23 protein-coding genes, 8 tRNA genes and 1 other RNA gene are annotated in these 26089 nt (G+C 36.8%); 25 read left to right on the top strand and 7 right to left on the bottom strand.

The genetic code is table 11. The features are described 5' to 3' along the window. The first annotated feature begins 92 nt into the window (after positions 1-92). Positions 93-1385: an aldehyde dehydrogenase family protein gene (locus AC106K_RS19710; protein ID WP_482447161.1), complete on the top strand. Its 1293-nt coding sequence runs from the start codon at positions 93-95 to the stop codon at positions 1383-1385. A 147-nt stretch (positions 1386-1532) separates the two neighbouring features. On the opposite strand, the gene pyk is transcribed toward AC106K_RS19710, so the two are convergent. Genes pyk through AC106K_RS19685 form a run of 5 tightly spaced genes read right to left on the bottom strand, consistent with a single transcriptional unit; the run spans position 1533 to position 5715 of the window. Continuing rightward, a complete protein-coding gene (gene pyk / locus AC106K_RS19705) occupies positions 1533-2978 on the bottom strand; it encodes a pyruvate kinase (RefSeq protein ID WP_047096286.1) in 1446 nt (481 codons plus the stop codon). Further along, positions 2971-3444, bottom strand: coding sequence for an IPExxxVDY family protein (locus AC106K_RS19700; protein WP_047096249.1), 474 nt, complete (start codon positions 3442-3444; stop codon positions 2971-2973). Before AC106K_RS19700 ends, pyk begins: the two co-directional genes overlap by 8 nt. Then, positions 3422-4186 carry a ribonuclease III gene (rnc, locus tag AC106K_RS19695; RefSeq protein ID WP_482447160.1) on the bottom strand — a complete coding sequence of 255 codons (765 nt, stop codon included), beginning with the start codon at positions 4184-4186 and terminating at the stop codon, positions 3422-3424. The genes AC106K_RS19700 and rnc overlap by 23 nt, the downstream gene beginning before the upstream one ends. Before the next feature lie 9 nt (positions 4187-4195). Further along, positions 4196-5440, bottom strand: a complete 1245-nt coding sequence (gene fabF, locus AC106K_RS19690) for a beta-ketoacyl-ACP synthase II (RefSeq protein WP_185286949.1) — start codon at positions 5438-5440, stop codon at positions 4196-4198. Between the two features lie 35 nt (positions 5441-5475). Further along, a complete protein-coding gene (locus AC106K_RS19685) occupies positions 5476-5715 on the bottom strand; it encodes an acyl carrier protein (RefSeq protein ID WP_002976354.1) in 240 nt (79 codons plus the stop codon). 392 nt (positions 5716-6107) lie between these two features. Between AC106K_RS19685 and catB the strand changes: the two genes are divergently transcribed. From catB to AC106K_RS19670, 3 genes are all read left to right on the top strand, one after another. After that, the gene (catB, locus tag AC106K_RS19680; RefSeq protein ID WP_482447159.1) at positions 6108-6737 is read left to right on the top strand and encodes a type B chloramphenicol O-acetyltransferase; all 630 of its coding nucleotides are present in this window, start codon (positions 6108-6110) and stop codon (positions 6735-6737) included. 156 nt (positions 6738-6893) lie between these two features. Then, a complete protein-coding gene (locus tag AC106K_RS19675) occupies positions 6894-8309 on the top strand; it encodes an aldehyde dehydrogenase family protein (RefSeq protein WP_482447158.1) in 1416 nt (471 codons plus the stop codon). Between the two features lie 67 nt (positions 8310-8376). After that, complete coding sequence (locus AC106K_RS19670; protein WP_482447157.1) at positions 8377-9171, top strand: helix-turn-helix domain-containing protein; 795 nt, start codon at positions 8377-8379, stop codon at positions 9169-9171. A 439-nt stretch (positions 9172-9610) separates the two neighbouring features. On the opposite strand, the gene AC106K_RS19665 is transcribed toward AC106K_RS19670, so the two are convergent. After that, positions 9611-10078: a hypothetical protein gene (locus tag AC106K_RS19665; protein ID WP_482447156.1), complete on the bottom strand. Its 468-nt coding sequence runs from the start codon at positions 10076-10078 to the stop codon at positions 9611-9613. 166 nt (positions 10079-10244) lie between these two features. Then, positions 10245-10646: a transfer-messenger RNA gene (gene ssrA, locus AC106K_RS19660) on the bottom strand. 269 nt (positions 10647-10915) lie between these two features. Here ssrA and rpsU point away from each other — a divergent pair. The 21 genes from rpsU (at position 10916) to AC106K_RS19555 (ending at position 26079) form a co-directional block, all read left to right on the top strand. After that, positions 10916-11113: a 30S ribosomal protein S21 gene (rpsU, locus tag AC106K_RS19655; RefSeq protein ID WP_047098587.1), complete on the top strand. Its 198-nt coding sequence runs from the start codon at positions 10916-10918 to the stop codon at positions 11111-11113. A 77-nt stretch (positions 11114-11190) separates the two neighbouring features. Then, complete coding sequence (locus AC106K_RS19650; RefSeq protein WP_482447299.1) at positions 11191-12078, top strand: tyrosine-type recombinase/integrase; 888 nt, start codon at positions 11191-11193, stop codon at positions 12076-12078. Then, positions 12075-12365, top strand: a complete 291-nt coding sequence (locus AC106K_RS19645; protein ID WP_185247212.1) for an HPF/RaiA family ribosome-associated protein — start codon at positions 12075-12077, stop codon at positions 12363-12365. The genes AC106K_RS19650 and AC106K_RS19645 overlap by 4 nt, the downstream gene beginning before the upstream one ends. A 109-nt stretch (positions 12366-12474) precedes the next feature. Further along, positions 12475-12548 (top strand) — tRNA-Thr (locus AC106K_RS19640). Between the two features lie 18 nt (positions 12549-12566). Further along, positions 12567-12647 (top strand) — tRNA-Tyr (locus AC106K_RS19635). Between the two features lie 88 nt (positions 12648-12735). Then, positions 12736-12811: transfer RNA gene (locus tag AC106K_RS19630), tRNA-Gly, on the top strand. 86 nt (positions 12812-12897) lie between these two features. Further along, a tRNA-Thr gene (locus AC106K_RS19625) sits at positions 12898-12971 on the top strand. A 20-nt stretch (positions 12972-12991) separates the two neighbouring features. Next, positions 12992-13072, top strand: a tRNA-Tyr gene (locus AC106K_RS19620). 88 nt (positions 13073-13160) lie between these two features. Then, positions 13161-13233: transfer RNA gene (locus tag AC106K_RS19615), tRNA-Gly, on the top strand. A gap of 41 nt (positions 13234-13274) precedes the next feature. Continuing rightward, positions 13275-13346, top strand: a tRNA-Thr gene (locus AC106K_RS19610). Between the two features lie 149 nt (positions 13347-13495). Continuing rightward, complete coding sequence (locus tag AC106K_RS19605) at positions 13496-13957, top strand: hypothetical protein (protein WP_482447155.1); 462 nt, start codon at positions 13496-13498, stop codon at positions 13955-13957. A gap of 291 nt (positions 13958-14248) precedes the next feature. Further along, on the top strand, positions 14249-14929 hold the full coding sequence (locus tag AC106K_RS19600) for a response regulator transcription factor (RefSeq protein WP_482447154.1): 681 nt from the start codon (positions 14249-14251) through the stop codon (positions 14927-14929). Then, positions 14930-16294: a HAMP domain-containing sensor histidine kinase gene (locus AC106K_RS19595; protein ID WP_482447152.1), complete on the top strand. Its 1365-nt coding sequence runs from the start codon at positions 14930-14932 to the stop codon at positions 16292-16294. A gap of 223 nt (positions 16295-16517) precedes the next feature. Then, a complete protein-coding gene (locus tag AC106K_RS19590) occupies positions 16518-17759 on the top strand; it encodes a TolC family protein (RefSeq protein ID WP_482447151.1) in 1242 nt (413 codons plus the stop codon). A gap of 4 nt (positions 17760-17763) precedes the next feature. After that, entirely contained in the window at positions 17764-18849 is a 1086-nt protein-coding gene (locus tag AC106K_RS19585) for an efflux RND transporter periplasmic adaptor subunit (RefSeq protein ID WP_482447149.1), read from the top strand. Positions 18850-18911: 62 nt separating this feature from the next. Then, the gene (locus AC106K_RS19580; RefSeq protein WP_482447148.1) at positions 18912-22010 is read left to right on the top strand and encodes an efflux RND transporter permease subunit; all 3099 of its coding nucleotides are present in this window, start codon (positions 18912-18914) and stop codon (positions 22008-22010) included. 267 nt (positions 22011-22277) lie between these two features. Continuing rightward, on the top strand, positions 22278-23489 hold the full coding sequence (gene tuf / locus AC106K_RS19575) for an elongation factor Tu (protein WP_482447147.1): 1212 nt from the start codon (positions 22278-22280) through the stop codon (positions 23487-23489). 54 nt (positions 23490-23543) lie between these two features. Continuing rightward, a tRNA-Trp gene (locus AC106K_RS19570) sits at positions 23544-23614 on the top strand. Positions 23615-23626: 12 nt separating this feature from the next. After that, complete coding sequence (gene secE / locus AC106K_RS19565; RefSeq protein WP_002976410.1) at positions 23627-23833, top strand: preprotein translocase subunit SecE; 207 nt, start codon at positions 23627-23629, stop codon at positions 23831-23833. 19 nt (positions 23834-23852) lie between these two features. Beyond that, positions 23853-24395 carry a transcription termination/antitermination protein NusG gene (gene nusG / locus AC106K_RS19560; protein ID WP_002976412.1) on the top strand — a complete coding sequence of 181 codons (543 nt, stop codon included), beginning with the start codon at positions 23853-23855 and terminating at the stop codon, positions 24393-24395. 1066 nt (positions 24396-25461) lie between these two features. Then, positions 25462-26079, top strand: coding sequence for a hypothetical protein (locus AC106K_RS19555; protein WP_482447146.1), 618 nt, complete (start codon positions 25462-25464; stop codon positions 26077-26079). The last annotated feature ends 10 nt before the right edge of the window (positions 26080-26089 follow it).

Raw genomic sequence — 26089 nt, 5'->3', positions numbered from 1 at the left:
TCCTTAAGGAATGAAATTTGCTGATTTCACCGTGCTTTTAAAACAAAAGCGCTCATAAATTCATTAGCTGAATTTAAAACAGAAATTATATTATGGAACAATTAATTGAAAGCAAGCTTATAAAAGCAGATAAAGCGTTTTCAGTGTGGAGAAAAGTGCCGTTTGAGGAAAGGCAGAAGTTAATTGCAAAAGCAGCAGAAATTTTAAAAAATAATTCAGAGAAGTTTGGAAGGATCATTACTACAGAAATGAATAAACCCATTTCAGAATCCATTGCTGAGGTAGAGAAATGTGCTCTGATGATGAATTATTATGCTGATGCTGAGAATATTTTACAACCTGAAAAAGTGGAATCTGAATTTGCATATTCTGAAGTTCATTACGCTCCCAAAGGAGTCATTCTTGGAGTAATGCCCTGGAATTTTCCTTTCTGGCAGGTATTAAGATTTGCTGTTCCTGCAATATTAGCGGGAAATACAGTGGTTCTGAAGCATGCTTCAATTTGTTTCGGAAGTGGAAATGCGATAGAAGAAGTTCTTCTGGAAGCAGGTTTCCCTGAAGGGATTTTCCAAAACCTTGAAGTAGGGCATAAAGCCGTAAAAGAAATTCTTGAACATGATGCGGTAAAAGGAGTAAGTCTTACAGGAAGTGGAAAAGCAGGTGGAGAAGTGGCTTCAATCGCTGGTTTAAATATCAAAAAATCTTTACTTGAATTAGGAGGAAGTGATGCTTTTATCATTTTTGAGGATGGAGACCTGGAAGCTGCTGCCAAAGCGGGAGCAAAATCAAGGCTTCAAAACTGCGGACAAACTTGCACGGCGGCCAAAAGATTTATCCTTGATGAAAAAATTGAATACCAATTTTTACCTCTATTCATCGAAGAATACAAGAAATACGAAATTGGAGACCCTTTCAATAAAGAAACCAAGTTGGCAGGAATGGCAAGACCGGATCTGGCCGACGAATTGGAAGCTCAATTCAAAAGAGCATTAGAAAATGGGGCTGAGATCATCATTCCTTTAGAAAGAATTTCAGAAAATGAATTTAAGCCCGGCTTAATCAGGGTTCAGGAAGGTAACCCTATTTTAAAAGAAGAACTTTTCGGGCCTCTTGGTATGGTGATGATTGCAAAAGATGCTGAAGAAGCATTGCAGATTGCCAATGATATTCCTTTCGGACTTTCCAATTCAGTTTGGACTAAAGATAAGGACCGCCAGCTATTCTTTATCGAAAACCTTGAGTCAGGTACGGTTAATATCAACAGAATGACCAGTTCTGACCCACGTTTCCCATTTGGAGGATCAAAGGCTTCAGGATATGGGACAGAGCTCTCATTATTGGCTTTAAAAGAGTTTGTAACAGCAAAGACCATTGTAGGTAATTAAAAGCTGTCATTACAATATAAATAAAAACTCCCGGAAATTAATTTCCGGGAGTTTTTTATGTTTTGAAAAACGTAATCAGCTTTTTTGCAATTTCACGATTCCACGATTTTACAATTTTACGATTTTACATTTTTGCCTTTTCGCCTCTTAAACAGTAGTCAATCTCAACGTATTGGTCTTACCACCTTCATATGACGGCGTAGCATTGATGTTGATAACGAAATCTCCTGTTTCGATATAACCGTAGTTATGCGTTAACATATTTACCTGGATGATCGTTTCGTCAGTAGATTTCTTCATATCATAGTAGTAAGCGTGAACACCCCAAAGAAGGTTCAGCATGGTAATTACTCTTCTGTTGCCACTGTATACGATGATGTGAGAATTTGGTCTGTGTGCTGCAAGCTGGAAAGCCGTATATCCTGAATGCGTAAGGGTAACGATCGCAGAAACGTTGGTTGTTTTAGCAATTCTTACTGCTGCAAGACATACCCTGTTCGTGATGAATCGCTCATCGATGCAGTTATAGTCCTTTTCAATCGGTTCGTTCTTGTGTTGGTAGAAATGAGTGGTTTCAATGTTTTTCACAATTTTAGCCATGTTTTCTACTACCTGTACCGGGTATCTACCTACAGAAGTTTCTCCTGAAAGCATTACCGCGTCAGCTCCATCCAATACAGAGTTTGCAACGTCATTTACTTCAGCTCTTGTAGGCGTTAAGCTGTTGATCATCGTTTCCATCATTTGAGTCGCGATAATTACAGGCTTAGAGTAGAACCTTGCTTTTTCTACCAGGTTTTTCTGGATCGCAGGAACTTCTTCCATCGGAACTTCTACACCAAGGTCACCACGGGCAACCATCAGTCCGTCACATTCCAATAGGATTTCTTCAATATTTTTAACCCCTTCAGGTTTTTCAATCTTCGCAATGATCGGAGTTTTGAATTTACCGTTCGGATGTTTTGCAATTAATTCTTTCAGGTCAATGATGTCTTGAGCATGACGTACAAAAGAAAGAGCAATCCAGTCTACCTCCATGTCAAGCATGAAATTAGCATCCTGAATATCCTTTTCTGTCAATGCAGGAAGAGATACCTGTGTATTAGGTAGGTTTACACCTTTTTTAGAGCTCAGAGGTCCCCCTTGAATCGTTTTAGCCTTTACTGTATCTACCTCATTGGTTTCAGTAACTTCTAATACCAGTTTACCGTCATCAATAAGGATTCTTTCCCCTACTTTTACGTCTTGTGGAAACTGTTGGTACGTCATATAAACCTTGGTAGAGTCACCTTCCATCTTTTCATTGGTGAAAGTAAGAACATCTCCCGGGTTCAGATAAGAACCTTCTTTTACAACACCTACCCTTAGTTTAGGTCCCTGAAGGTCCCCTAAAATACCCACTGAATAACCGTACTCACTGTTGAGTTCTCTAATTATTTCAATATTTTTTCGAACTAAGTCGTAATCTGCATGGGAAAAATTTATTCTGAAAATATCAACACCCGCTTTCATCAGATCTAACATTACCTCCTTCGACGATGAAGCAGGCCCTAGTGTTGCGATAATTTTTGTCTTCTTTAAATACTTATTCATAATACTGGATAATTTGATAAAGTTCTTCATCAGAACTCAGTGTGTAATCTTGAATTGGAAACACAAGATTTTCAGGGAGCAAAATTACGGAAAAATCAGGAAACTGTTCCGAACTATGCAAAATATATTCTACATCTACCTGATTATTTAATAAAAACTTAATATTTTCTTCTTCTGTAAAAAGTTCGGTCTGAACTTTTTTTTGCTTACTTTCAGAAGATTTGTTGGAAATAAAGGTAAAACAGGTCTTGGAATACTTGTGGTAGGCCTCAAATCTTGGAAAAAAATAATCATAATACGCCCCATGAAAGACCAGATCTTTCTTTCTTGAAAAGCTGAGGTTGTTTGTTTGATTGATTTTGTAGAAAAACTCATGAGCGGGTATATCTTTTGCTAATCTTACCAATCCTATGGCAATATCTTCAAATTCTATATCATCCAGATCATAAAGTTTTTGAATTTCCAAGTATATTTTCTTTTTTATTTAAAATATAAAATGCCCTCTGTGCTGCCTTTTCCTCTGCTTTCTTCTTGGAAGTCTCTGTTGCGTTGGCAATCTTTTCTTCTCCCAGCCATACATGGCATCTGAATACTACAGATTTGTTGACCTGTATCTCTTCGCAGGTTTCATACTTGATATTGACCTTCTTCTTTTGGCTCCATTCTAGAAGGAGACCTTTATAGCTTACAATTTTGTTTTCAAGCTTATTGATTTCAGAAGGCGTCAGCAATTTTTCTAGAATGATCTTTTTACAGGCATCATAATGGAAGTCTAAATAAACGGCACCGATCAAGGCTTCAAATAAATTTCCGGAGATATTCTCCCCCAAAGCTGATGAATTGTTTTGCTTTTGCAAAAGGCTGGTAAGCTTGAGGTCTTCTCCTAATTTATTAAGGTTTTTCCTATTAACAATCTTAGATTTCATCTGGGTCAGATAGCCCTCATTAGCCTGAGGATACGTCTGAAACAAATGACAAGAAATAATTGTACCCAAAACAGAATCTCCCAAAAATTCAAGTCTTTCGTAATTGCTGTCTTGATTTTTAGAAGAATTTTTCAAAGAAAAAGCTTCGCGGTAAAGAGCAATATTTTGCACCTCGGTACCTAGCACTTTACTGAGCTCGGTACTGAGAAAATAATCTCTCTCCGTTAGTTGTCTTTTTCTTTTTTTGAGAAGGAATTTAGAAAAGTATTTCTGTAACTCCATTCATTGAATTTAGATTTTCTTAAATAGAACGCAAGCGTTATGCCCGCCAAATCCAAAAGTATTGCTCATGGCTACTTTTACATCTTTCTTCACAGCGGTATTAAACGTAAAGTTTAGTCTGCTGTCAATCTTTTCATCATCAGTAAAATGGTTGATGGTAGGAGGAACAGTACCATGAATAATAGTTCCCAACGCAGCGATAGCTTCAATAACACCTGCCGCTCCTAAAAGGTGACCCGTCATTGATTTTGTAGAATTGATCTGAATATCATAAGCGTGCTCGCCCAATAACTTCGAAATTGCGTTGGATTCTGCAATGTCTCCTAATGGAGTAGAGGTACCATGCATGTTGATATGGTCTACTTCATCAGCAGTTAAGCCTGCATCGTCCAAACAGTTTTTCATTACCAGATAAGCCCCAAGACCTTCAGGATGCGGAGCCGTCATATGATATGCATCTGCACTCATACCACCTCCTAATAATTCTGCATAAATTGTAGCACCACGTTTTACGGCGTGCTCGTATTCTTCAAGGATGATACATCCTGCACCTTCACCTAGTACAAATCCGTCTCTGTCTTTGTCAAAAGGTCTTGAAGCTGTTTTCGGATCATCATTTCTTGTAGAAAGTGCCATCATTGCATTGAATCCACCGACACCACTTGCTGTAACGGCTGCTTCAGAGCCTCCGCACACAATCACGTCAGCTTTTCCTAGTTGGATCAGCATCTTGGAATCAATTATTGCATTGGCTGAAGAAGCACATGCAGATACAGTTGTATAATTCGGTCCGTGGAAACCATATTCAATTGAGATCTGACCAGGAGTCATATCTGCAATCATTTTAGGAATAAAGAAAGGGTTGAATCTAGGAATTTCCGTGTTGGCCCATCCTAATACTTCCGTTTCAAATGTTTCCAGACCTCCGATTCCGGAGCCCCAAATTACACCTACTCTGTTTTTATCTACATTATCTTCAATAATGCCGGAATGTGTTACTGCCTCTCTGGCTGCAACAAGTCCCAATTGAGTATTTCGGTCCATTTTTTTAGCCTCTTTCTTATCGAAATGCTGTAACGGATCGAAATTTTTCACTTCACAAGCGAACTTTGTTTTAAAGTTTGTGGCATCAAAAAGAGTAATCGGAGCGGCTCCGCTCTCACCTTTCACAAGATTTTCCCAGTATTCTTTTGCATTATTTCCTATTGGCGTTATTGCTCCAAATCCGGTTACAACTACTCTTTTTAATTCCATAAACTTTGTTTAATTTCTTTTTTTGTTGAAGAATATTATTTATTTACTACTTCTTCGATGTAAGCGATAGCGTGTCCTACAGTAGTAATTTTTTCAGCTTGATCATCAGGGATTTGAATGTTAAATTCTTTTTCAAATTCCATGATTAACTCAACTGTATCTAGTGAGTCAGCTCCTAAATCGTTAGTGAAGCTAGCTTCAGGAGTTACTTCTGTTTCTTCAACGTCAAGCTTATCAGCGATGATAGCTTTTACTCTTGATGCAATGTCTGACATAGTAAATTATTTTTTTAATTGTTAGATGGTGCAAATATATAAAATTCTTTACGATAAAACATTTTTTTAGTCTTTTTTGTGGATGGGAAGCTCTCATTTTAGAACTTGATACTTTAGTGTTTTAGTTTTCAGGTGTTTATATTTATAAGGATATAAGAGATTGAATTTCAATTTCTGATAAGTTGATCAGTTTTGTTCCCCGAATATTTTGAAATCAGGTCGTATTTTATCTTATTTGAGTAGAAATGAACTGAAAAACAATGTGATTTTAACTATATTTGTTTGTCATGAAATTAACACGTTAGCTTTTTTGAATTAACAAATCTTTTTTTTCTTAAGAATAGCTTATAGCTGTTCCCTTATCTCTATTGTTATATTTTAAAAGCTAAAAAATGAAAAATTTCTTTGAAAGTCCTTTTAAAGGCAAAATCATAAAAGACCATATTCAGAATCCTAATATTATTGCAGGTAAATATTCCTATTATTCCGGATATTACCATGGGCATTCCTTTGATGACTGTGCCCGTTATCTGATCCCTGACAGGAACGATGTCGACAGGTTGGTGATCGGCTCTTACTGTTCTATAGGTACCGGAGCGAGTTTTATCATGTGTGGCAATCAGGGTCATCGACATGACTGGATTTCATGTTTCCCCTTTTTCTATATGTCTGAGGTAGAATGTTTCCAGAATAGCATTGATGCTTTCCAGCCGGCGGGTGACACCATCATAGGAAATGATGTATGGATTGGCACTGAAGCGATGATCATGCCTGGGATCCAAATAGGAGATGGAGCGGTCATCGGAAGCCGGGCTCTGATTACCAGAGATGTTGAGCCCTACACAATTGTTGGCGGAAATCCTGCAAAAACAATTAAAAAAAGATTCAGTGATCATCATATAGAACTTTTGCTCGAAATGAAATGGTGGGAGTGGGATGAAAGTATCCTGAAAGATGCCGTTTCCATACTGTGCTCTGCAGATATTGAGGCATTATATGAATATTACCAAAAGATACGCTAATTGAGAAAGTCTCGTTTTGGGACTTTTTTATTTTTTATCAATAAATTTCTTTTCCAACTTTTTTGAGCTTTTTAACAAAGTTAGATTGAGCTTTTCAGCAAAGTAATAAGTAGGGGATTATCGGAACTTTGTCATGTAAAATTAAAATAATTACATATGAAAAGTATAGACAAGGCCTACATTAATGGAGAATTTGCCCCATTGGCAGGAACAGAAGTTTTTGATCTTATTAATCCTTCAAATCATCAGAAAATTGGAGAAGTGGTATTGGGAAATGAGGCAGATACCCAAAAAGCAATTGCTGCTGCCAAAGAAGCGTTTAAAACATTTTCAAAAACAACAATAGAAGAACGAATCGCTATTCTTAAGAAAGTGAAAAAAGCTGTCGAAAGTCGGGAAAAAGATCTTATTGAAACCATGATCCTGGAATATGGAGGAACAAGACAGTTTTGTACAATGAGTTTTCAAAATATGGTGAGTGGTTTCGATAGCATGATAGAGGTCCTGCATCATTTTGAATTTAACAGGAAAGTGGGAAATACTCAGGTACAAATGACTCCTGTAGGAGTGGTAGGAATTATTACCCCCTGGAATTCCAGTAATAGTTTTATCTGTAGCAAATTTGCGACTGCCGTTGCTGCAGGGTGTACAGTTGTAGTGAAGCCTAGTGAGATGAGTGCATTGCAGACACAGGTTATTATGGAGTGTTTCCATAGTGCAGAACTTCCGAAGGGGATTTTTAATGTATTAAATGGATTGGGAAGCGTTGTAGGAAATGAAATTGTTAATAATCCTGATGTTGCTAAAATATCATTTACAGGTTCCACACAGACCGGGAAAATGATAGCAAAAGGAGCGGTAGATTCCATGAAGAGAGTGACATTGGAGCTGGGTGGTAAATCTCCTAATATCATTCTTGATGATGCCGATTTGAATCAGGTGATTCCTCAGGCTGTGTTTGGAGCTTATATGAATAGTGGCCAGGCTTGCATTGCTCCCACACGTTTATTGGTTCCCCATTCAAAACTGGAGGAAGTGAATGCTATTGCAAAAGAGGTCGCTCAACAGGTCAGGGTAGGGAATCCTGAAGATGAAAATACGAATGTGGGACCAATGGTTTCAGAAAAACAATATGAGCGGGTACAAAGCTATATCCAGATCGGAGTAGAAGAAGGCGCTGAATTGTTGGCAGGCGGTATCGGAAAGCCGGAAGGTCTGGAAAATGGAAACTTCGTTAAAGCGACTATTTTTACCAATGTACAGAATGAGATGAGAATTGCACAGGAAGAGATTTTCGGTCCCGTTCTTTCGATCATTCCTTATGAAAATGAAGAAGAGGCGATTGCTATTGCCAATGATACAACTTATGGATTAGCCGCCTATGTTTCTTCTTCAAATGAAAAACGTGCGTTGAATGTTGCTTCACAGATAGAAGCCGGAAGAGTTTGTGTCAATGGTTTTAAGCATGATCCGTTAGCTCCTTTTGGAGGCTTTAAACAATCGGGAATAGGAAGAGAATTTGGAGTGTATGGCTTAGAGGAATATCTGGAACCAAAATCCATTTTAGTATAAAAATCATTATATTTAACAGTCAGGTAGAAATTATTTTTTACCTGACTGTATTAATAGTATCATAAAGATGTCAGAAAATTTAGACTATATCAATTATTCATGCTACTTTACGGTGTTCCGTGAAGGGGAACAGTTTGTTTCTTATAATGCATTGTCTATGGTAATTTCGGGAGAAATGGAGCTTAATGACGGAGAGTTGAGGAAAGTATTCCGCAGTGGGGATGTGTATCTTGTCAGAAAAAATCAACTATTAAAATACCTGAAAAAACCGGGAGAAGAAACCGAATTTAAATCTTTATCGATCAGGTTTGATGATGAAATGCTTAAACAGATGAGTGAAGAAGAGTATTTTGTTGTTCCTGAAAAAGTAAAATCTCCTGTTTTTACCGATTTGTCACAGGTTCCGCATTTAAAATATTTTATGGAATCTTTACTGCAATACAAGGATCTCCTTGAGAATAAATCTCCTGAGTTGGCTTTATTAAAACAAAAGGAAGCTTTATTGCTTTTGTTTGGATATGATGAATCATTAAAAAACATTTTATACGATAGTGCTGATCCTTATAAAATCAATCTTGAGGAGTTTATGCAGAAGAACTATCATTTTAATGTAAAACTTGACAGGTTTGCTTATCTTACAGGAAGGAGTTTAGCTTCATTTAAAAGAGATTTTGAGAAAATATTCGGAATAGCACCGGGGAAGTGGCTGCTTCAAAGGAGACTTCAGGAAGCCCGCTATCTTTTGGAAAAAGGGAAGAAGGCTTCAGACATTTATCTTGATCTCGGATTTGAAGATTTATCCCATTTCTCTTTTACCTTTAAAAAACAATTTGGATTGTCACCTAGTAAATTGTCATTGTAAAGAGTGAATTTCAACGACTATTTCTGAAATCTTATCATAGTTTGTAGAGTAGAAATAAAAAAAGAGAATCTGTAAATAATAGATTCTCTTTTTTAGTGGAGTTGGAGGCTTAGAGTTGTATTCAGTAGTTTACCTTGTGATTTATTAAGTTTTTAGCATATTATCATTTATTAAAAAGTCTTGTTTTTTTTCAATGTTTCAACCATGCAGTAGTCGTAAATTTATCTGTTGCATATTGATATAGATAAGTATGAGATGAAAAGGAAGTTTAAAGGATGAGGATATAAGAGGTTTCCTTTAAATAGTATTAGCCGTTTATATTAATAACTGGTTAAGCATTAAAACATCTTTGTAGGATGATGTTAAAAAAAAGGAGGTTACCTTAGTGGTAGCCTCATTTTTTTGATAACATATGATAGATATTAATTCTTAAAGTGGTCTATTCTTTTGTGTAATAAATAGCAGGAGAGAAATCCGGGTATCTTACCATTAGTGTGTCATTTATTTTTTTGACTCTAAATTCTTCAGCGCTATACATAGTTCCAGTAGTTGGTCTGCGGGTTTCCGTATAATAATACATAGTGCTTGAGGATCCTTCTTTTTCAATTGCTATTACCAAAGTTGTAGTTTTTGATTGGTTTATTAAGTTGTTGTAACTTACGTTGTTAGGTAGGATAATGTCATTTTGTGTGAATTCTATACGTTGAACAGGGGCGCTGCTGGTTTGTTTCCAGTGCCATACGCCTTGTATCCAGGCTGGTGGATTAAAATGAGTAGCTGGTGGTGGTGGTAGAGTTTCTTTTTCTTGATTATTAGGAGGTAAATTGTCATCGTTTCCTGAACAATTTAATGTTAAAAATGATAATGCCAGAATGGGGATTAATAAAATGTTTTTTGTTGTTTTCATAAAATATAGTATTAGTTTTATTTATTAAAATGATTTAATGTTCACTTTGTCAATAAATATTGATGTAAATATATGAATTTACTGATAAACGTATTTTGAATCTTAGATGATGACAGTGAGTGATTTCTTAGAAATCAAAAAACCACTTAAAAAATAAGTGGTTTTTTTGTGGAGTTGGAGGGATTCGAACCCTCGTCCAAACAAGCAATACATAAGCTTTCTACATGCTTATTCTACCATTGGTTTTCGACTGGAGGCAGAGGATAGACACCCAACTTCCAGCTTATCTTCTGAGTTTTTCGAATTTCAGCCGAAGCTTCTGAAACCTTATTTCCGCATTCCTATATCCCAGGATCAAACGCCGCAGAACAGAGCATTTGTGGAATATCTTGCTTCCCTACTGAAATCTTCGGGAAAACGCTTGATCTACTATACTTCGATATTAAGCTGCAAGAGCGAACTCTTCGTTGCCAGTTAAAATTTTGTAGCAAGGGATTATAGAGATCGCGCTACGGTTCTCTGCATGCTTACTTACCCATTGACCTTGCTGTCGAAACCAGTCAACCCCATGAGTAAAGTGAATGCAAAGATAGTGCTTTTTGTTTACATTTCATTAATACAGGTGGTTTTAATAGAAATTGATGTTGAAATAATAAAACTTTAAGCTGTAAGTATGGAATATTCAGTCATTGTGGATAAAAATATTATTACCTGTTAACTGCCTTAAATACGTGGTTTTCCAAGTGGCTTAAGATGCAGTAGTGATTGTTTATTGCAATATATTTTGTGTTGTCATAAAAAATGTCTAGTTTTGCAATCCAAAATGAGATGTAAAATATGTTAATAATTCCAGTAAAAGATGGTGAATCCATCGACAGAGCTTTAAAAAAATACAAGAGAAAATTTGATAAAACAGGTACTGTTCGTCAATTAAGAGCTAGACAAGCTTTTATCAAGCCTTCTGTAACTTTGAGACAATCTAAGTTAAAAGCTGCTTACAAACAAAGAGCACTTAGCAAGGAAGAGCAGGCTTAAGATTTTTCTTAACCATATATTAATTCACTTCTTAAATTCTTATATTTGAGGAGTGAATTTTTATTTTTATACCCATGATGCTGGAAAAGTTTTTAGAATATCTGCAGTTCGAAAAAAGATATTCTCCTCATACCATTACAAGCTACAAAAAAGACCTTGAAGACTTTCTCCATTTCTATCTCAGAACAGAATCTTCTGAAGACGTAACCAAGGCTGACAAGAAAATAATCCGAAATTTCATCGTTGAACTAAGCGAAAATAATATTTCAAAAAGAAGTATCAACAGGAAATTATCCTCCCTTAGAAGTTTTTATCTATTTCTTTTAAAAATTGGCGAAATAAAAGTTTCTCCTACAGAAGGTATTTCGTCCCTGAAGTTTTATGCTGAAAAACAGATCCCTATGTCTAAAGAGGAAATGACAGATCTTAGTGACCGGGTTCTTGAGCATACCTATGATCTATTGGAGAAATCTATTATAGAAGTGCTTTATCAAACCGGCATGCGTAAAGCAGAACTTTGTGGCCTGGTATTTGAACATGTTGATCTAAATGGAAACGAATTAAAAATCATGGGAAAAGGGAATAAACAAAGAGTAGTTCCCATTTCCGAAGATTTGTCTGAACTCCTTAAGAGTTATCTGGAAATAAGAAATCCACAGACAGAATATCAATCCCATTTTTTTGTCAATAAGAAAGGGAAAAAACTCAACGAAAAATTTGTTTATGTGGTAGTTAATAAGTACCTTAGTCTTATAACAACAAAAGAAAAAAAAAGTCCTCATATCCTACGGCACAGCTTTGCTACTCACGTATTGGATAATGGGGCGGAGATCTCCAAAGTAAAAAAAATATTAGGGCATTCCAGTCTTGCCAGTACTCAAGTCTATACGAATGCTAATATTGAACAATTGAAAAAAGTGTTTAATCAGGCTCATCCTCGAGCATCAAAAAAAGAAGAATTATGAAGATCACAGTTCAATCAATTGGTTTAACTCCACACGAACCACTAGAATCACACATCGACAAAAAAGTAAGCAAATTAGATACCTTCTATGACAAAATTCAGGAGTGTAAGGTATTCTTGAAAGTAGAAAATAATGCTGATAAAGCTAATAAAACAGCCGAGATTATTTTGGCGGTTCCGGGAGACGATATCGTAGTAAAGAAGACTTCAGCCAGTTTTGAAGAAAGTCTGGACCTTTGTGTTGATACTGCTAAAAAGCTATTAATCAAGAAAAAAGAAATGGCATAGAAAAAAAAGTTAAAAAAAGTTCATAAAAAATTTGAGAATTCAAAAAATCCGTTCTATATTTGCACTCGCAAAAAAGGAACAGCGATCTTTTGAATTCTTTTTTATATTTGCCTCCATAGCTCAGTTGGCCAGAGCACGTGATTTGTAATCTCGGGGTCGTGGGTTCGAATCCCTCTGGAGGCTCATAAAATATAAACTTTTGGGGAGATTCCAGAGTGGCTAAATGGGACTGACTGTAACTCAGTTGCTTCGGCTTCGTAGGTTCGAATCCTGCTCTCCCCACTTTATATTTTTATAAAAAAAACTTGCAGGATTAAATAAGTTTTCTTAGTTTTGCACAGCGTTTACCAATGGTTTTGTAAACAAAATCGCGGAAGTAGCTCAGTTGGTAGAGCGTCAGCCTTCCAAGCTGAATGTCGCGGGTTCGACCCCCGTCTTCCGCTCCATAAAATTACCGTCAAAAAGTAATTTTTTTAACACTGAAATGTGTAGAGTAGAGTTTCTCGATCAGTTTCAGGCTAAAATATTAAATGCCTCCATAGCTCAGTTGGCCAGAGCACGTGATTTGTAATCTCGGGGTCGTGGGTTCGAATCCCTCTGGAGGCTCAATTTAATATAAAATATCTGGGGAGATTCCAGAGTGGCTAAATGGGACTGACTGTAACTCAGTTGCTTCGGCTTCGTAGGTTCGAATCCTGCTCTCCCCACATTTTATATTAGAAAAAAAAACTTGCAGGATTAAAGAAAATTTCTTAGTTTTGCACAGCGTTTACCAATAGTTTTGGAAACAAAATTGCGGAAGTAGCTCAGTTGGTAGAGCGTCAGCCTTCCAAGCTGAATGTCGCGGGTTCGACCCCCGTCTTCCGCTCAAAGAAAATCACGCTCCTTAGTGTGATTTTTTTAGTTAGTGCCGACTTAGCTCAGCGGTAGAGTGCTTCCTTGGTAAGGAAGAGGTCACGGGTTCAAGTCCCGTAGTTGGCTCTCGATTTTCCCGAATTTCCTTCGGGATTTTTTTTTGCTCAAATTCTAATATTTCATTTCTGTTTTACTTTTAAAATTTTTCCGATAATCATTATCTTTGCGAGGCTTTTTAAAGCTTATAAAATCTATTAATCATTGAACTAAAAAAGATGAAAAAAATTATTTTACTATTGGGAATCGCTGCTTCCTCTGTAACATTCGCTCAGATTACTGATGTAAGCGATGTAGCTAAAAGTCTTAAATGTGAAACTATAGGAAAAGTGAGCCCATTAGGAGTATTTATGGGTGAAATGAAAAAATGCCCCGGAGATGTGTATGAGTTTGCCTACAGGGATTATAAATTCACAAAAATTACTGACATTAAACAATTTTCCTTTGCTGATAAAGACGGAGCCTATGAGTTTTTATATAAAACAATAGCGAAAGGATTAGAGAACCCGCCAAAAGAGGATGTTGTTCTTAAGCTTCCTGAAGATCTTCTTAGTATAAAGTTTGAAAAAGCATTGGGAATTACTACAGCAACTATTTATCATACGAATAAAGCTGGAGTAACCGGAATGACTCAATCTTTTACAAAAAAGCAACTGGATAAACTTTTTGGTAAAAAATAAGAATCTGATTTTGATTCCTTGCTTCCCGAAGAAATTCGGGAATTTTTTTTGTTCAAATTTTAAGCAAGATATACAACGGACAACATATAAATAAAAATAGGGCGCATATCAATATTCAATAGAAACGGACTTTAGTCCGTTTAAAAAAAATAAAAACCTTCCATTGGCTTTAGCCAAAACTTATAGAATCTATTTCCGGTTTTATCCCTTTTACTTTAAAAATGTTTTTACTTGACCTTTAGAATCACAATCCTAAAAATTTTCGTTAAATTCGTGTAAAATAAATTTTTGATGAATATTCTTTTATTAGAAGACGATCTTATTCTTTCAGCAGAGCTTTGCAGGTTTTTAGAATCCAATCACTTTACCTGTGATAAAATATATGATGGAGAAACTTTTCTCCGTCAGATTAAAAATAATACCTACGATCTGTATTTGCTGGATATTAATGTTCCCAAAATAAACGGACTGGATGTTTGCCAGACCATCCGTTCTTTTGATAAAAATACCCCGATCATCATGATCTCTGCCTACGGAGATATTTCCGACAAAAAAGACGCCTTTACCCGTCTTGCGGATGATTACCTGGTAAAACCTTTTCAGTTTGAAGAGCTTCTTTTGAGAATCAACTCTCTTTTAAGAAGAAAAACATCTTCCGATACCTCTGATCAGGACATTATCAGAATAGATGACCTTATTATCAACAAAACCGAGCAGAAGGTATACCGTGGGGGAAATGAAATAACCCTTACCTTAAAGGAATTTCAGTTGTTGGTATATCTTGCCGAAGCACAGGGAAGAACCGTATCCAAGCAGCAGATTACAGAACATGTATGGGAACATAATTTTAATACCAATACCAATACGGTGGAAGTTTACATCAACTTTCTGAGAAAAAAGATTGATAAGGATTTTAAAATAAAGCTGATCCATACCCGTTCCGGTTTCGGATATTACTTAAGCCCATTATAAATGTCTTTAAAAAGAAAGATAGCTTTAACGATCAGTATCGCCTTTTCATTACTTTTTGGAATGGTGATGGCGGTTATTTATTTATCTTTTAATGATTTCAGAAGGGACGAGTTCAAAGAAAGATTCAGACAAAGACTTGAATTTACGACTCACTTCATCTCCAAATCCAAAGACTTTGAAGAAGAAGCTCCGGTTTTTTTCAATGAAAATTCAGATAATATCTTATTGAATGAGAAAATCCTGATCTTCAACGAGCAGAAGGAGCTTATCTATAGTACCATAAAAGATCGAAATGTGACCTGGGATAGTGCGATGCTGAAAGAACTGGATAAGAAGAAGATTATTTATACAGAGAAAACAGTTCCGGAAATTTATGCAGCACTCAGAAATATCAATGGGGAGAACTATTATATCCTTACCAGTGCTTTTGATACCAATGGAAAATCAAAACTGGGCTACCTTAAATATCTTTTGATTACCGCTTATGCGATGAGTACACTTCTTATCGGATTTTTCAGTTATTATTTTGTGGAAAAATTCCTGCGGCCTTTAGAAGATCTGAATCAGGAAATATCGGAAGTTACAGCCCATAAGCTTACCACACAGATTCCGGTTCAGCAGTCCAATGATGAAGTCAGTGTACTGGCTAAATCTTTTAATACGATGATTGCAAGGCTGAATGATGTTTTCCAGTCACAAAAAGATTTTACAGCCAGTGCTTCACATGAGATCAGAACGCCCATTACAAGAATGGCATTTCAGCTGGAGAATCTTATTAAGTTTGAAGAACATTCCCCGAAGACCCTTTCATCTCTGCAGCAGATACAGCGGGATATTTATCAGTTGTCTGACCTTACCAATTCATTGCTGCTGCTTACCAAATTCGACAAAGAGAATATTCAGAGTATTTATGAGGAAGTAAGAATTGATGAAGCTATTTTTGAAGCCTTTGAAGCGGTTGAAAAAAGTTACCCTGATCTTAAGCTTGACTTTCTGATTACAGAAGAAACCTCTGAAAATGCTTTCCTGACTATAAAAGGAATTCCATCCCTACTAATTATTGTTTTCATTAACCTTTTTAAGAATGCTGCCATTTACTCAGATATTACCGAAGTAAAAGTATTGATCACAGAAACGAATGATAACCTCAGTGTTGAAGTGATTTCCCATGGAGATACCATTTCTGAAGAAGAGCAGGCCAGGCTGTTCGAAGCGTTTACGAGAGGAAATAATGCCCAGAATATATCAGGTTCCGGACTTGGACTCAGAATTGCCAAACGGATTCTTGAATATCATGATGCTCAGATCATCTACTCATCTCCTGCCGATTACATGAATAAATTTACCGTTATTTTTAAAAAATAAATTTCCGCTACAAGTTATTCTCAAAAAATAATGACCATTTTCAGTTAAACTTTTGATTAAATTTTGACGAAGAATTCAAAAGATGGAGAATAATTTTAATGTATTTTTTAAAAAAAAGCATATTGAAATAGCCTGTTTAAGGAGATTTTAATATTTTTTTAAGGATCATTTAAGTTTCTTTTAATCGCATCCAAGCAATTTTGTAATTTAAAAAGAAAAAATAATGAACAGAATTGCAGTGCTGTGTCTTGCCTTTTCCTCACTTTTGGCGGCACAACAGCAAATGTCTCTTGTGGAATGTGAAGAAGCATTTCAGAAGAACAATCTCCAGCTGCTCGCCGAACAATACAACATCAATATGGCTGATGCGGATATTCTGCAGGCCAAAATCTGGGAACTGCCGCAACTCAGCGGTCAATTCAATGCTTACAATCCTCAGGATAAAAAATTCTTTGATGTAGGACATTCAAAAGGAGCAGGAATTACCCAATTAATTTATATGGGCGGCAAAAAGAAAAATGAAATTGCCTTTGCCAAATCGAATAAAGAATTGGCCCAGCTTCAGTTTACCCAACTCCTGGTTGATCTGAGATCCCAGCTTCGTACCACCTATTTCAATCTTTATTACGAAAAACTGAAGCTGGAAAATACCAATAAGCAGTTGGGATACATGAATGATCTTTTAAATGCTTACCGGGTACAGTCAGCAAAAGGAAACGTCTCATTGAAAGACGCGGTAAGACTGCAGAGTATTGTTATTCAGCTGAACCACGATAAACTGGAAATCAATAAAAATATCCTTGAGTTTGAACAGAACTTAAAAGTATTAACCGGTATTTCTGAAGATATAGAGCCACAAATGTCAGAATCCGAAGCCAAAGATGCACTGGCAGCACAGCCTTTTGGAGATGAAGAAGAACTGAAAAGCAAAGCTCTGGAAAACAATGCTGACTATCGTTACAACTTAAAGTTAATAGACAACAGTAAGCTCTATGCCCAATGGCAAAAATCAATGAATGTACCGGATCTGAATGTAGGCGCTGCATGGGATCAGGCAGGAGGAACCTTTAATAATGAAGCCAATCTTACCCTGGGAATTCCATTGCCTTTATGGAGAGTGAATCAGGGAAATGTGGTAAAAGCCAATTATGCCATCCAGCAGAATCAAAAGAATGCAGACTTTCAGAAGCTGACCCTTGAAACCAAGGTACAATCTGCCTATAAAACCTGGAAGGCTCAATATGACCAGCTACTGGATATAAAAACTGCCGATTTACAGAATATGGAGTTAGTATACAACGGAATGCTGACCAATTTCAGAAAAGGAAATGTGAATCTTATTGAATTTACAGACTTTATGGATAGTTACCGGGAAACTGCTCTCCAGATCTATGATATGAAAAACGAGATCATGCAGTCTGCAGAACAGCTTAATCAACTAGTACAAACGAAAATCTTCTATTAAAACAATGAAAACATATATTATCCCCGTATTGATGGTCTTATCATTATTGGCCTGTTCAAAAAAAGAGGAAGTAAAAAATAATCCGGCTAAAAAAGGTTTTGAACTTAGTAATACCATGTTAAGTTCCATTTCTTTGGCAAAAGTTGAAAAAAAGAATATAGAAGATGAATACAGCTTTTACGGAAAGATTTCTGCGGATAAAAACAGTTATATAGATGTTTATCCGCTGGTAGGAGGAAATGTGATGAGTGTCAACGTGGAGTTGGGAGACTATGTAAAGAAAGGACAGGTGTTGGCTACTATCAGAAGTACCGAGTTGGCTGAGATCCAAAAAGATGTAAGTGATGCCAAAACAGATTTGGTAGTTGCCAAAAATAATCTTCGGGTAGCCAAAGAACTATATGAAGGAAAGCTGAATACGGAAAGAGATGTTCTGGAAGCCAAAAGCCAGTTGCAGAAAGCGCAGGATCAGTTGCAGAGAGCCAGTGCTGTAAGTACGGTTTATAATGTGAAATCCGGAAATATCTATAGTGTCGTGGCTCCTATTAACGGATACATTGTTCAGAAGAGCATCAATAAAGATATGCAGCTGAGAAGCGATAGAAGTGATAATATTTTTGACGTAGCCAATACAACCAATGTATGGGCGATCATGAACGTTAACGAATCAGATATTGATAAGATCAGTCTTGGAATGAAAGCTCAGGTTTCTACACTTTCATATCCGGATAAGTTTTTCGACGGAAAGATTGATAAAATATTTAAAATTATTGATCCGCAAACCAATGCAATGCAGGCAAGAGTGGTACTGGATAATGCCAATGGTTTACTGATCCCGGATAGTAAAGCAACCATAAAAGTTTCCAGCTTAGAGAACAATGCGATGCTTACCGTACCTTCTAAAGCGGTGATCTTTGATGACAATAAAAGCTTTGTAGTAGTTTTTAAATCAAGAACCGATGTAAAGATCAGAGAAGTGAAGGTCCTGAAACAGGTAGGAGATGTGACTTATATTGCTGATGGTCTTAAAGAAGGAGAAGAAGTGATTACCAACAATCAGCTATTGATATATCGCTCACTGAATAGCTAATCTATTAAACCATTTAGAAAAATTTCTTTCAACGGCTTTTTTAGGTCATCAATTTATCTATCATGAATAAATTCATTAAAAATATAATCGCTTTTTCGTTAAAAAATAAAGCCTTTACCTTTATCTGGGTGGCTATTTTAGCGATTTCCGGTTTTATAAGTTTCAAGAACATGCCCATTGAAGCTTTTCCGGATGTTACAAATACCCAGATTGTCATTATTACCCAATGGAATGGACGTAGTGCAGAAGAAGTAGAACGTTTTGTAACAACCCCCATCGAATTGGCCATGAGCCCGGTTCAGAAGAAAACCAGTGTGAGAAGTACTACGATGTTTGGACTTTCCATTGTTAAAATTCTGTTTGACGACGGGGTGGATGATACTTTTGCCAGAAATCAGGTCAACAACCAATTAAGAACCATTAGCCTTCCTGACGAGGTAGACCCTGAAGTGCAGCCACCCTACGGGCCAACCGGAGAAATTTTCAGATACACGCTGGAAAGTAAAACAAAAGACTCCCGAAAACTGCTTACCCTGCAAAACTGGGTTATTGACCGTGCTTTAAGAGGCGTACCCGGTGTAGCAGACATCAACGTTTTCGGAGGACAGGACAAAGTTTTCGAATTAAGTATCGATCCGAGAGCTTTGGATAAATATAACCTGACCCCGCTTCAGGTATACGATGCCGTTACGAAAAGTAACCTGAATGTGGGTGGTGACGTTATCGAAAAGAACGGACAAGCCTATGTGGTAAGAGGGATTGGTTTGGTAAAATCTGTTGCTGATATAGGAAATATTACCATTCAGAACGACAGTGGAAACCCAGTCCTGGTAAAAAATGTTGCTGAAGTTCATGAAAGTTCGATGCCTAGAGTAGGACAGGCAGCATTAAATCATCATGATGATACCGTAGAAGGAATTGTTGTGATGAGAAAAGGGGAAAATCCAAGAGAAGTTCTGATCGGAGTGAAAGCTAAAATCAAAGAACTTAATGAAAAGATCCTTCCCAAAGATGTAAAAATGGTGACCTTCTATGATAGAGACAACCTGATGGACTTTACTACGCATACTGTAATGCATAACCTTATTGAGGGGATTGTGTTGGTAACGGTTATCGTTTTAATTTTCATGGCAGACTGGAGAACGACCCTAATTGTTTCTATTATCATTCCTTTATCCTTATTATTTGCATTCTTATGTTTAAAGCTTGCGGGAATGAGTGCCAATCTCCTTTCACTAGGAGCAGTAGACTTCGGGATTATCATTGACGGTGCCGTCGTCATGGTGGAAGGGCTCTTCGTAATGCTCGACCACAAAGCTCATAAATATGGAATGGAGAAATTCAATAAACTGGCAAAAGGAGGCTGGATCAAGCAGACCGGAACCGGTTTAGGAAAAGCGATCTTCTTTTCGAAGCTGATTATCATTACCTCTTTGATTCCGATCTTCTCATTCCAGAAAGTAGAAGGGAAGATGTTCTCACCATTAGCATTTACCTTAGGATTTGCATTGATGGGAGCTCTGATATTCACATTGACACTGGTACCCGTTCTTTCACATATCCTTTTAAATAAAAATGTAAAAGAAAAAAATAACCCGTTTGTGAACTTTTGGGACAGAATTGTTCTGAAGGGTTTTAATCTTACTTTCAAACATAAAAGAACGAGTATGATCGTAGCCATCTCATTCCTGGCGGTGACTCTGTTCTCAGGTAAATTTTTAGGAACAGAATTCTTACCGCAATTGAACGAAGGATCTCTTTGGATTACTGCAGAAATGCCGATGAGTTCTTCACTAAAAGAATCATTGAAAACCGCTGATCTTTTGAAGAAAGACATTCTGAGCTTCTCCGAAGTAACAGATGTTCTTGCACAGACGGGGCGAAGTAACGACGGAACTGATCCGAACGGATTCGGATTTGTACAGTTCGCGGTAAACCTTAAGCCAAGAGAAGAATGGAAGCGAAAGATCACCTATGATGAACTGATTAATGAAATTGATCAGAAATTACGAAGCTACCAGGGAATTACCTTCAACTATTCCCAGCCGATCTCTGATAACGTAGCAGAGGCTGTAGCGGGTTTCAAAGCAGAAAACGGAATCAAGATTTATGGAGATAATCTGGAAACCCTTGATAAATTAGCCCATGAGGTTTTACTTAAAATTAAAGATGTAGACGGGGTAAAAGATCCCGGAATCATTAAAAATATCGGTCAGCCTGAAGTAAGTGTAGTCCTTGACAGGGATAAAATGGCTGCATATGGAGTAATGCCGGCAGATGCACAGGCTGTTCTTGAAATGGCTTTCGGTGGGAAGACAGCTTCAGAAATGTTTGATGGAGAAAGAAAATTCCCGATTCGTCTCCGTTATTCCCAGGAATACAGAACCAATGAAAACGATATTGCTTCTCTGATGGTGCCTACCCAGGATGGCGCAAAAATACCTTTAAAAGAGATCAGTACAATTGTAAAAGACAACGGTGCGGCATTTATTTACAGAGATAATATCAAAAGATATATCGGGGTGAAGTTTTCGATTCGTGACAGAGACCTTGGAGGGACCATTGCTGATGCACAGAAAAAAGTGGCTACCATTGACCTTCCGGACGGGTATTCTGTAGGATGGACCGGGCAGTTTGAAAACCAGCAGCGTGCTTCACACAGATTGGCACAGGTAGTACCGGTGAGTATCCTGATGATTTTCTTCCTGTTATTTATTCTGTTTGGAAACATGAAAGATTCACTTCTCGTGCTGGCCAACGTACCTTTTGCATTGATAGGGGGGATCATTGCCCTGCATGTTACCGGAATCAATTTCGGGATCTCTGCCGGAGTAGGAATGATTGCTCTATTGGGGATCTGTATACAGAACGGGGTCATCCTTATTACAGAATTCCATCAGAATGTTAAAAATGGTCTTGATATAGATACTGCCATATTAAATGGGGTGAAATCCAGAACCAGACCGGTGATTATGACCGCATTGATGGCATCCATCGGACTGATGCCGGCTGCATTATCTACAGGAATTGGTTCAGAATCACAAAAACCTTTAGCAATTGTTATTATCGGAGGATTAATTACGGCAACGATTCTTACATTGCTGATATTTCCGATCATTTTCTGGATCTTCAACAGGACCAGAAGGCCCCATCAAGCCTGATTATTCTTTTATTTTATATATTAATTGAGCCTGGAATATTCTGTATTTCAGGCTTTTTCGTAAAAGGTACTATAAAAGGTATTATAAAGATTTTTTCTATTCGGAAAAATGTGTAAATTTGCAGTCTCAATACGTTTAAATATAAGGTTTGTCCTTCATTGGATGATAATATTGAAAGTTTTTTAAAGAAAAAGTTTTTGGTATTTAAAAATTCATTATATTTGCACACCGAAAATTTGAAAAACAATAAATAAATAATTTTAAATCATGGCAAAGGAAACGTTTAATCGTAACAAACCACACTTGAACATTGGTACTATTGGTCACGTTGACCATGGTAAAACTACTCTTACAGCTGCTATTTCTGCTGTATTAGCTAGCAAAGGTCTTGCTGAGAAAAAAGACTTCTCTGCAATTGACTCTGCTCCAGAAGAAAAAGAAAGAGGGATCACTATCAATACTGCTCACATCGAGTACGAAACTGAAAAAAGACACTATGCTCACGTTGACTGTCCAGGTCACGCCGACTATGTTAAGAACATGGTAACTGGTGCTGCTCAAATGGATGGAGCTATCGTAGTATGTGCTGCAACTGATGGTCCAATGCCTCAAACTAGAGAACATATCCTACTTTGCCGTCAGGTAAACGTACCTAGAATCGTTGTTTTCATGAACAAAGTTGACATGGTGGATGATCCAGAATTGTTAGAACTTGTTGAAATGGAACTTAGAGACCTATTGTCTACTTACGAATTTGACGGAGATAACTCTCCAGTAATTCAAGGTTCTGCACTAGGAGCTCTTACTGCAGCTACTGCATCTCCTGCTAACACAGAAGATAAGTGGTTCAAGAGCGTTGAAGAATTAATGAACGCTGTTGATGAGTGGATCGAGCAACCACCAAGAGATACTGATAAGCCTTTCTTGATGCCAATCGAAGACGTATTCTCTATTACAGGTAGAGGTACTGTAGCAACTGGTAGAATCGAGGCTGGTGTTATCAACACTGGAGATCCAGTTGATATCGTAGGTATGGGTGACGAGAAATTAACTTCTACTATTACAGGAGTTGAGATGTTCAGAAAGATCCTAGATAGAGGTGAAGCTGGAGATAACGTAGGTCTATTGTTGAGAGGTATTGAAAAAACTGACATCAAGAGAGGTATGGTTATCGCTAAGAAAGATTCAGTTAAGCCACACAAAAAATTCAAGGCTTCTGTTTATATCCTTTCTAAAGAAGAAGGTGGACGTCACACTCCATTCCACAACAAGTACCGTCCTCAGTTCTACGTAAGAACTACTGACGTTACAGGTGAGATCTTCTTACCAGAAGGTGTAGAAATGGTAATGCCTGGTGATAACTTAGAGATCACTGTAGAATTGTTACAACCAATCGCTCTTAACGTAGGTCTTAGATTTGCGATCAGAGAAGGTGGTAGAACAGTTGGTTCAGGTCAGGTTACTGAAATCGTAGACTAATCATCTTAAAATAAATAAAGCTTCCGAAAGGAAACTTCTCGGAAGCTTTAATCTACGGGCATCGTCCAATGGTAGGATACCGGTCTCCAAAACCGTTGATCAGGGTTCGAATCCTTGTGCCCGTGCAAATATAAATTATGAGTTCATTTGTCGATTTTTTAAAAGGTTCTTATAACGAATTCAGACATAAAGTTGAATGGCCAAAGTGGGCTGACCTTCAGTCATCTACTATTGTAGTGACTATTGCGACAGTGATTCTGGCATTATTTACCTTTGGAGTTGATGAATTGTTTTCAAAAGCAATCAGCAACATCATCGGAATGCTAATCAACTTGTTCAATTAATTAAAAGTATTTTCCCATAATGAGCGAATTGAAATGGTATGTGCTGAAAGCTATCAGCGGACAGGAAAATAAAGTGAAAAACTATATTGAGACAGAAATCAAACGTTTAGGGTTTGAGCAGTATGTTACTCAAGTGGTTATTCCTATGGAAAAGGTAATTCAGATTAGAAACGGTAAAAAAGTTCCTAAAGAGAGACCTTACTATCCTGGTTACCTGATGATCGAAGCTGATCTGATGGGAGAAATTCCTCACGTTATCAAAAACATCCCTGGAGTTATATCTTTCTTAAGCTTAACAAAAGGTGGGGATCCTGTTCCAATGAGAAAATCAGAAGTGAACAGAATGCTTGGAAGAATGGATGAACTTTCAGAATTCGCAAGCGATGTTGAGATTCCATATGTAGTAGGTGAAAACGTGAAAGTAATCGACGGACCTTTCAACGGATTCAACGGTACAGTTGAGAAGATTCTTGAAGACAAAAAGAAAATTGAAGTTTCTGTATTGATCTTCGGTAGAAAAACTCCAATGGAGCTTAGCTACATGCAAGTAGAAAAAGTATAACAATTACTTATATAAAATTAAAAGACTGCTATTTTAGCGGTCTTTTTTGTTTTAAGACTATGGTAATTGTTGAATTGAAAATTTGGAATATATAATGGATCAAGCGCAAAAGTTGGAGAGAATTTGAATTTCAGATACAAAGAAAAACGAGGATAAAAAAACGACTGGACTTGAAAAGGGTAATCTTTAATTGACCTAGGAAGCAGGAGCGTTAAAAAAATTAAGATTGAATCCGTTAAAAAATTTCCACTGTCTGAGCATGGCTGGGATTTTGAATCGAAGAAGAAAGATTTGATTCCATGCGAGTTTGGAAATTTTAGGAGTCAATCTCAATTTTTAGCGGATGATTCCAGTCTTGAATTTTTGTATACTTTTGTTTTAAGACAAAAGTATAAATGAAAAATAATTTTAAATTTACATTCATATATTTTTATGTTGCCGCCAACTTTTGCGCTTGACTCTATATAATATAAACCTAACAGGTTTCAAAAACCTGTTAGGTTTGGTGTTTTAAATATGCCCAGACATTATCAGTTCATAGCAATCTCAATAAAGTTATTTTATCACCAGATATTCTTCCAGTCCGTTTATACGATACAGTCCTCTTATGCTTTGCTTTAACAGGAACCGGGTATATTAACCAGATAATACACTCATTGATATGCTATTCGTTATGGCTTTATCGTCAATAATTAATTATTGAAAATAAATAGTCTTATTTTATCTTTTATTTTTAAGTTTTAGTAATTTTTTAAGATTTTTTTTATTGAAAATATAAAATATTCACATGGTTGGTATCTGCTTCTATAGAGTACTTTGCCGGGATTGAATATTCACATTTTCGGGATAACTCGTGGTTTTCCTTTTATTGATGAGGGTTTCTCACAATAGATTCACTTTTGATGGCATGCTTATTGTAAGTTTATTGTCTGTTAATCCATAAAATTTATATTTTTCTTATTTTATGCATAGTATAGATATGTATAGAACCTCTGTGTTTTCTAATGACATTGAAATGGAATTTGAAGCATAAGGAAAGAAAAGTAGTAAAATAAACACATATCCCATGACAAAAATTATTTCGACTATCCTTTTGATAGGGTTAGCCGGTGTGGCTAATGCTCAAGTTGGTATTAATACATCGAAACCTGAAAAGGAACTCACTGTAAACGGCACCATGAAGACATCCGGAATTGTTTTCAAACAACCTATGGAAAAGCTGGGGGCTAATGAAAACTATACCTTTATTATCAAATCCCCTGCGCCGGAAAATAAAATTACGGCATACAACGATACTTTTGTACCGAATTCACCAGCGCCTATTAATCTTATCCAGTATAAAATTACTTGTGATCCCACAGACAAAGACTGGGTAAATCAGTTTGATACTAAGATCAATTCTCAGAAATTCCTTGTCGTTATTTCTTCTTTCGGATTTACACAGCCCATCAGATCATCTACTGACTGGGTAACGCCGGTACCTCAGATATTCGCATACTCTTCAGGCGGTACATGGAAGCTTAAAGCAGATTATCAGGGATTCTCTCCGGCTTCAACTTTACCTACCGGTGAATGGACACTTAATTTATTGGTCTTCGACAGGTCTTATGCAAAAGATAACGCTCCTACACAAGATCTTGGAGGAACTACAACAGGTGCTGCTTCTGCACCATTAATTCAATAAAAATACACAT

The organism is Chryseobacterium sp. FR048 (assembly GCF_056844665.1).
The sequence above is the reverse complement of the archived record's forward strand: the minus strand, read 5'-3'. Positions and strand labels throughout refer to the sequence as shown.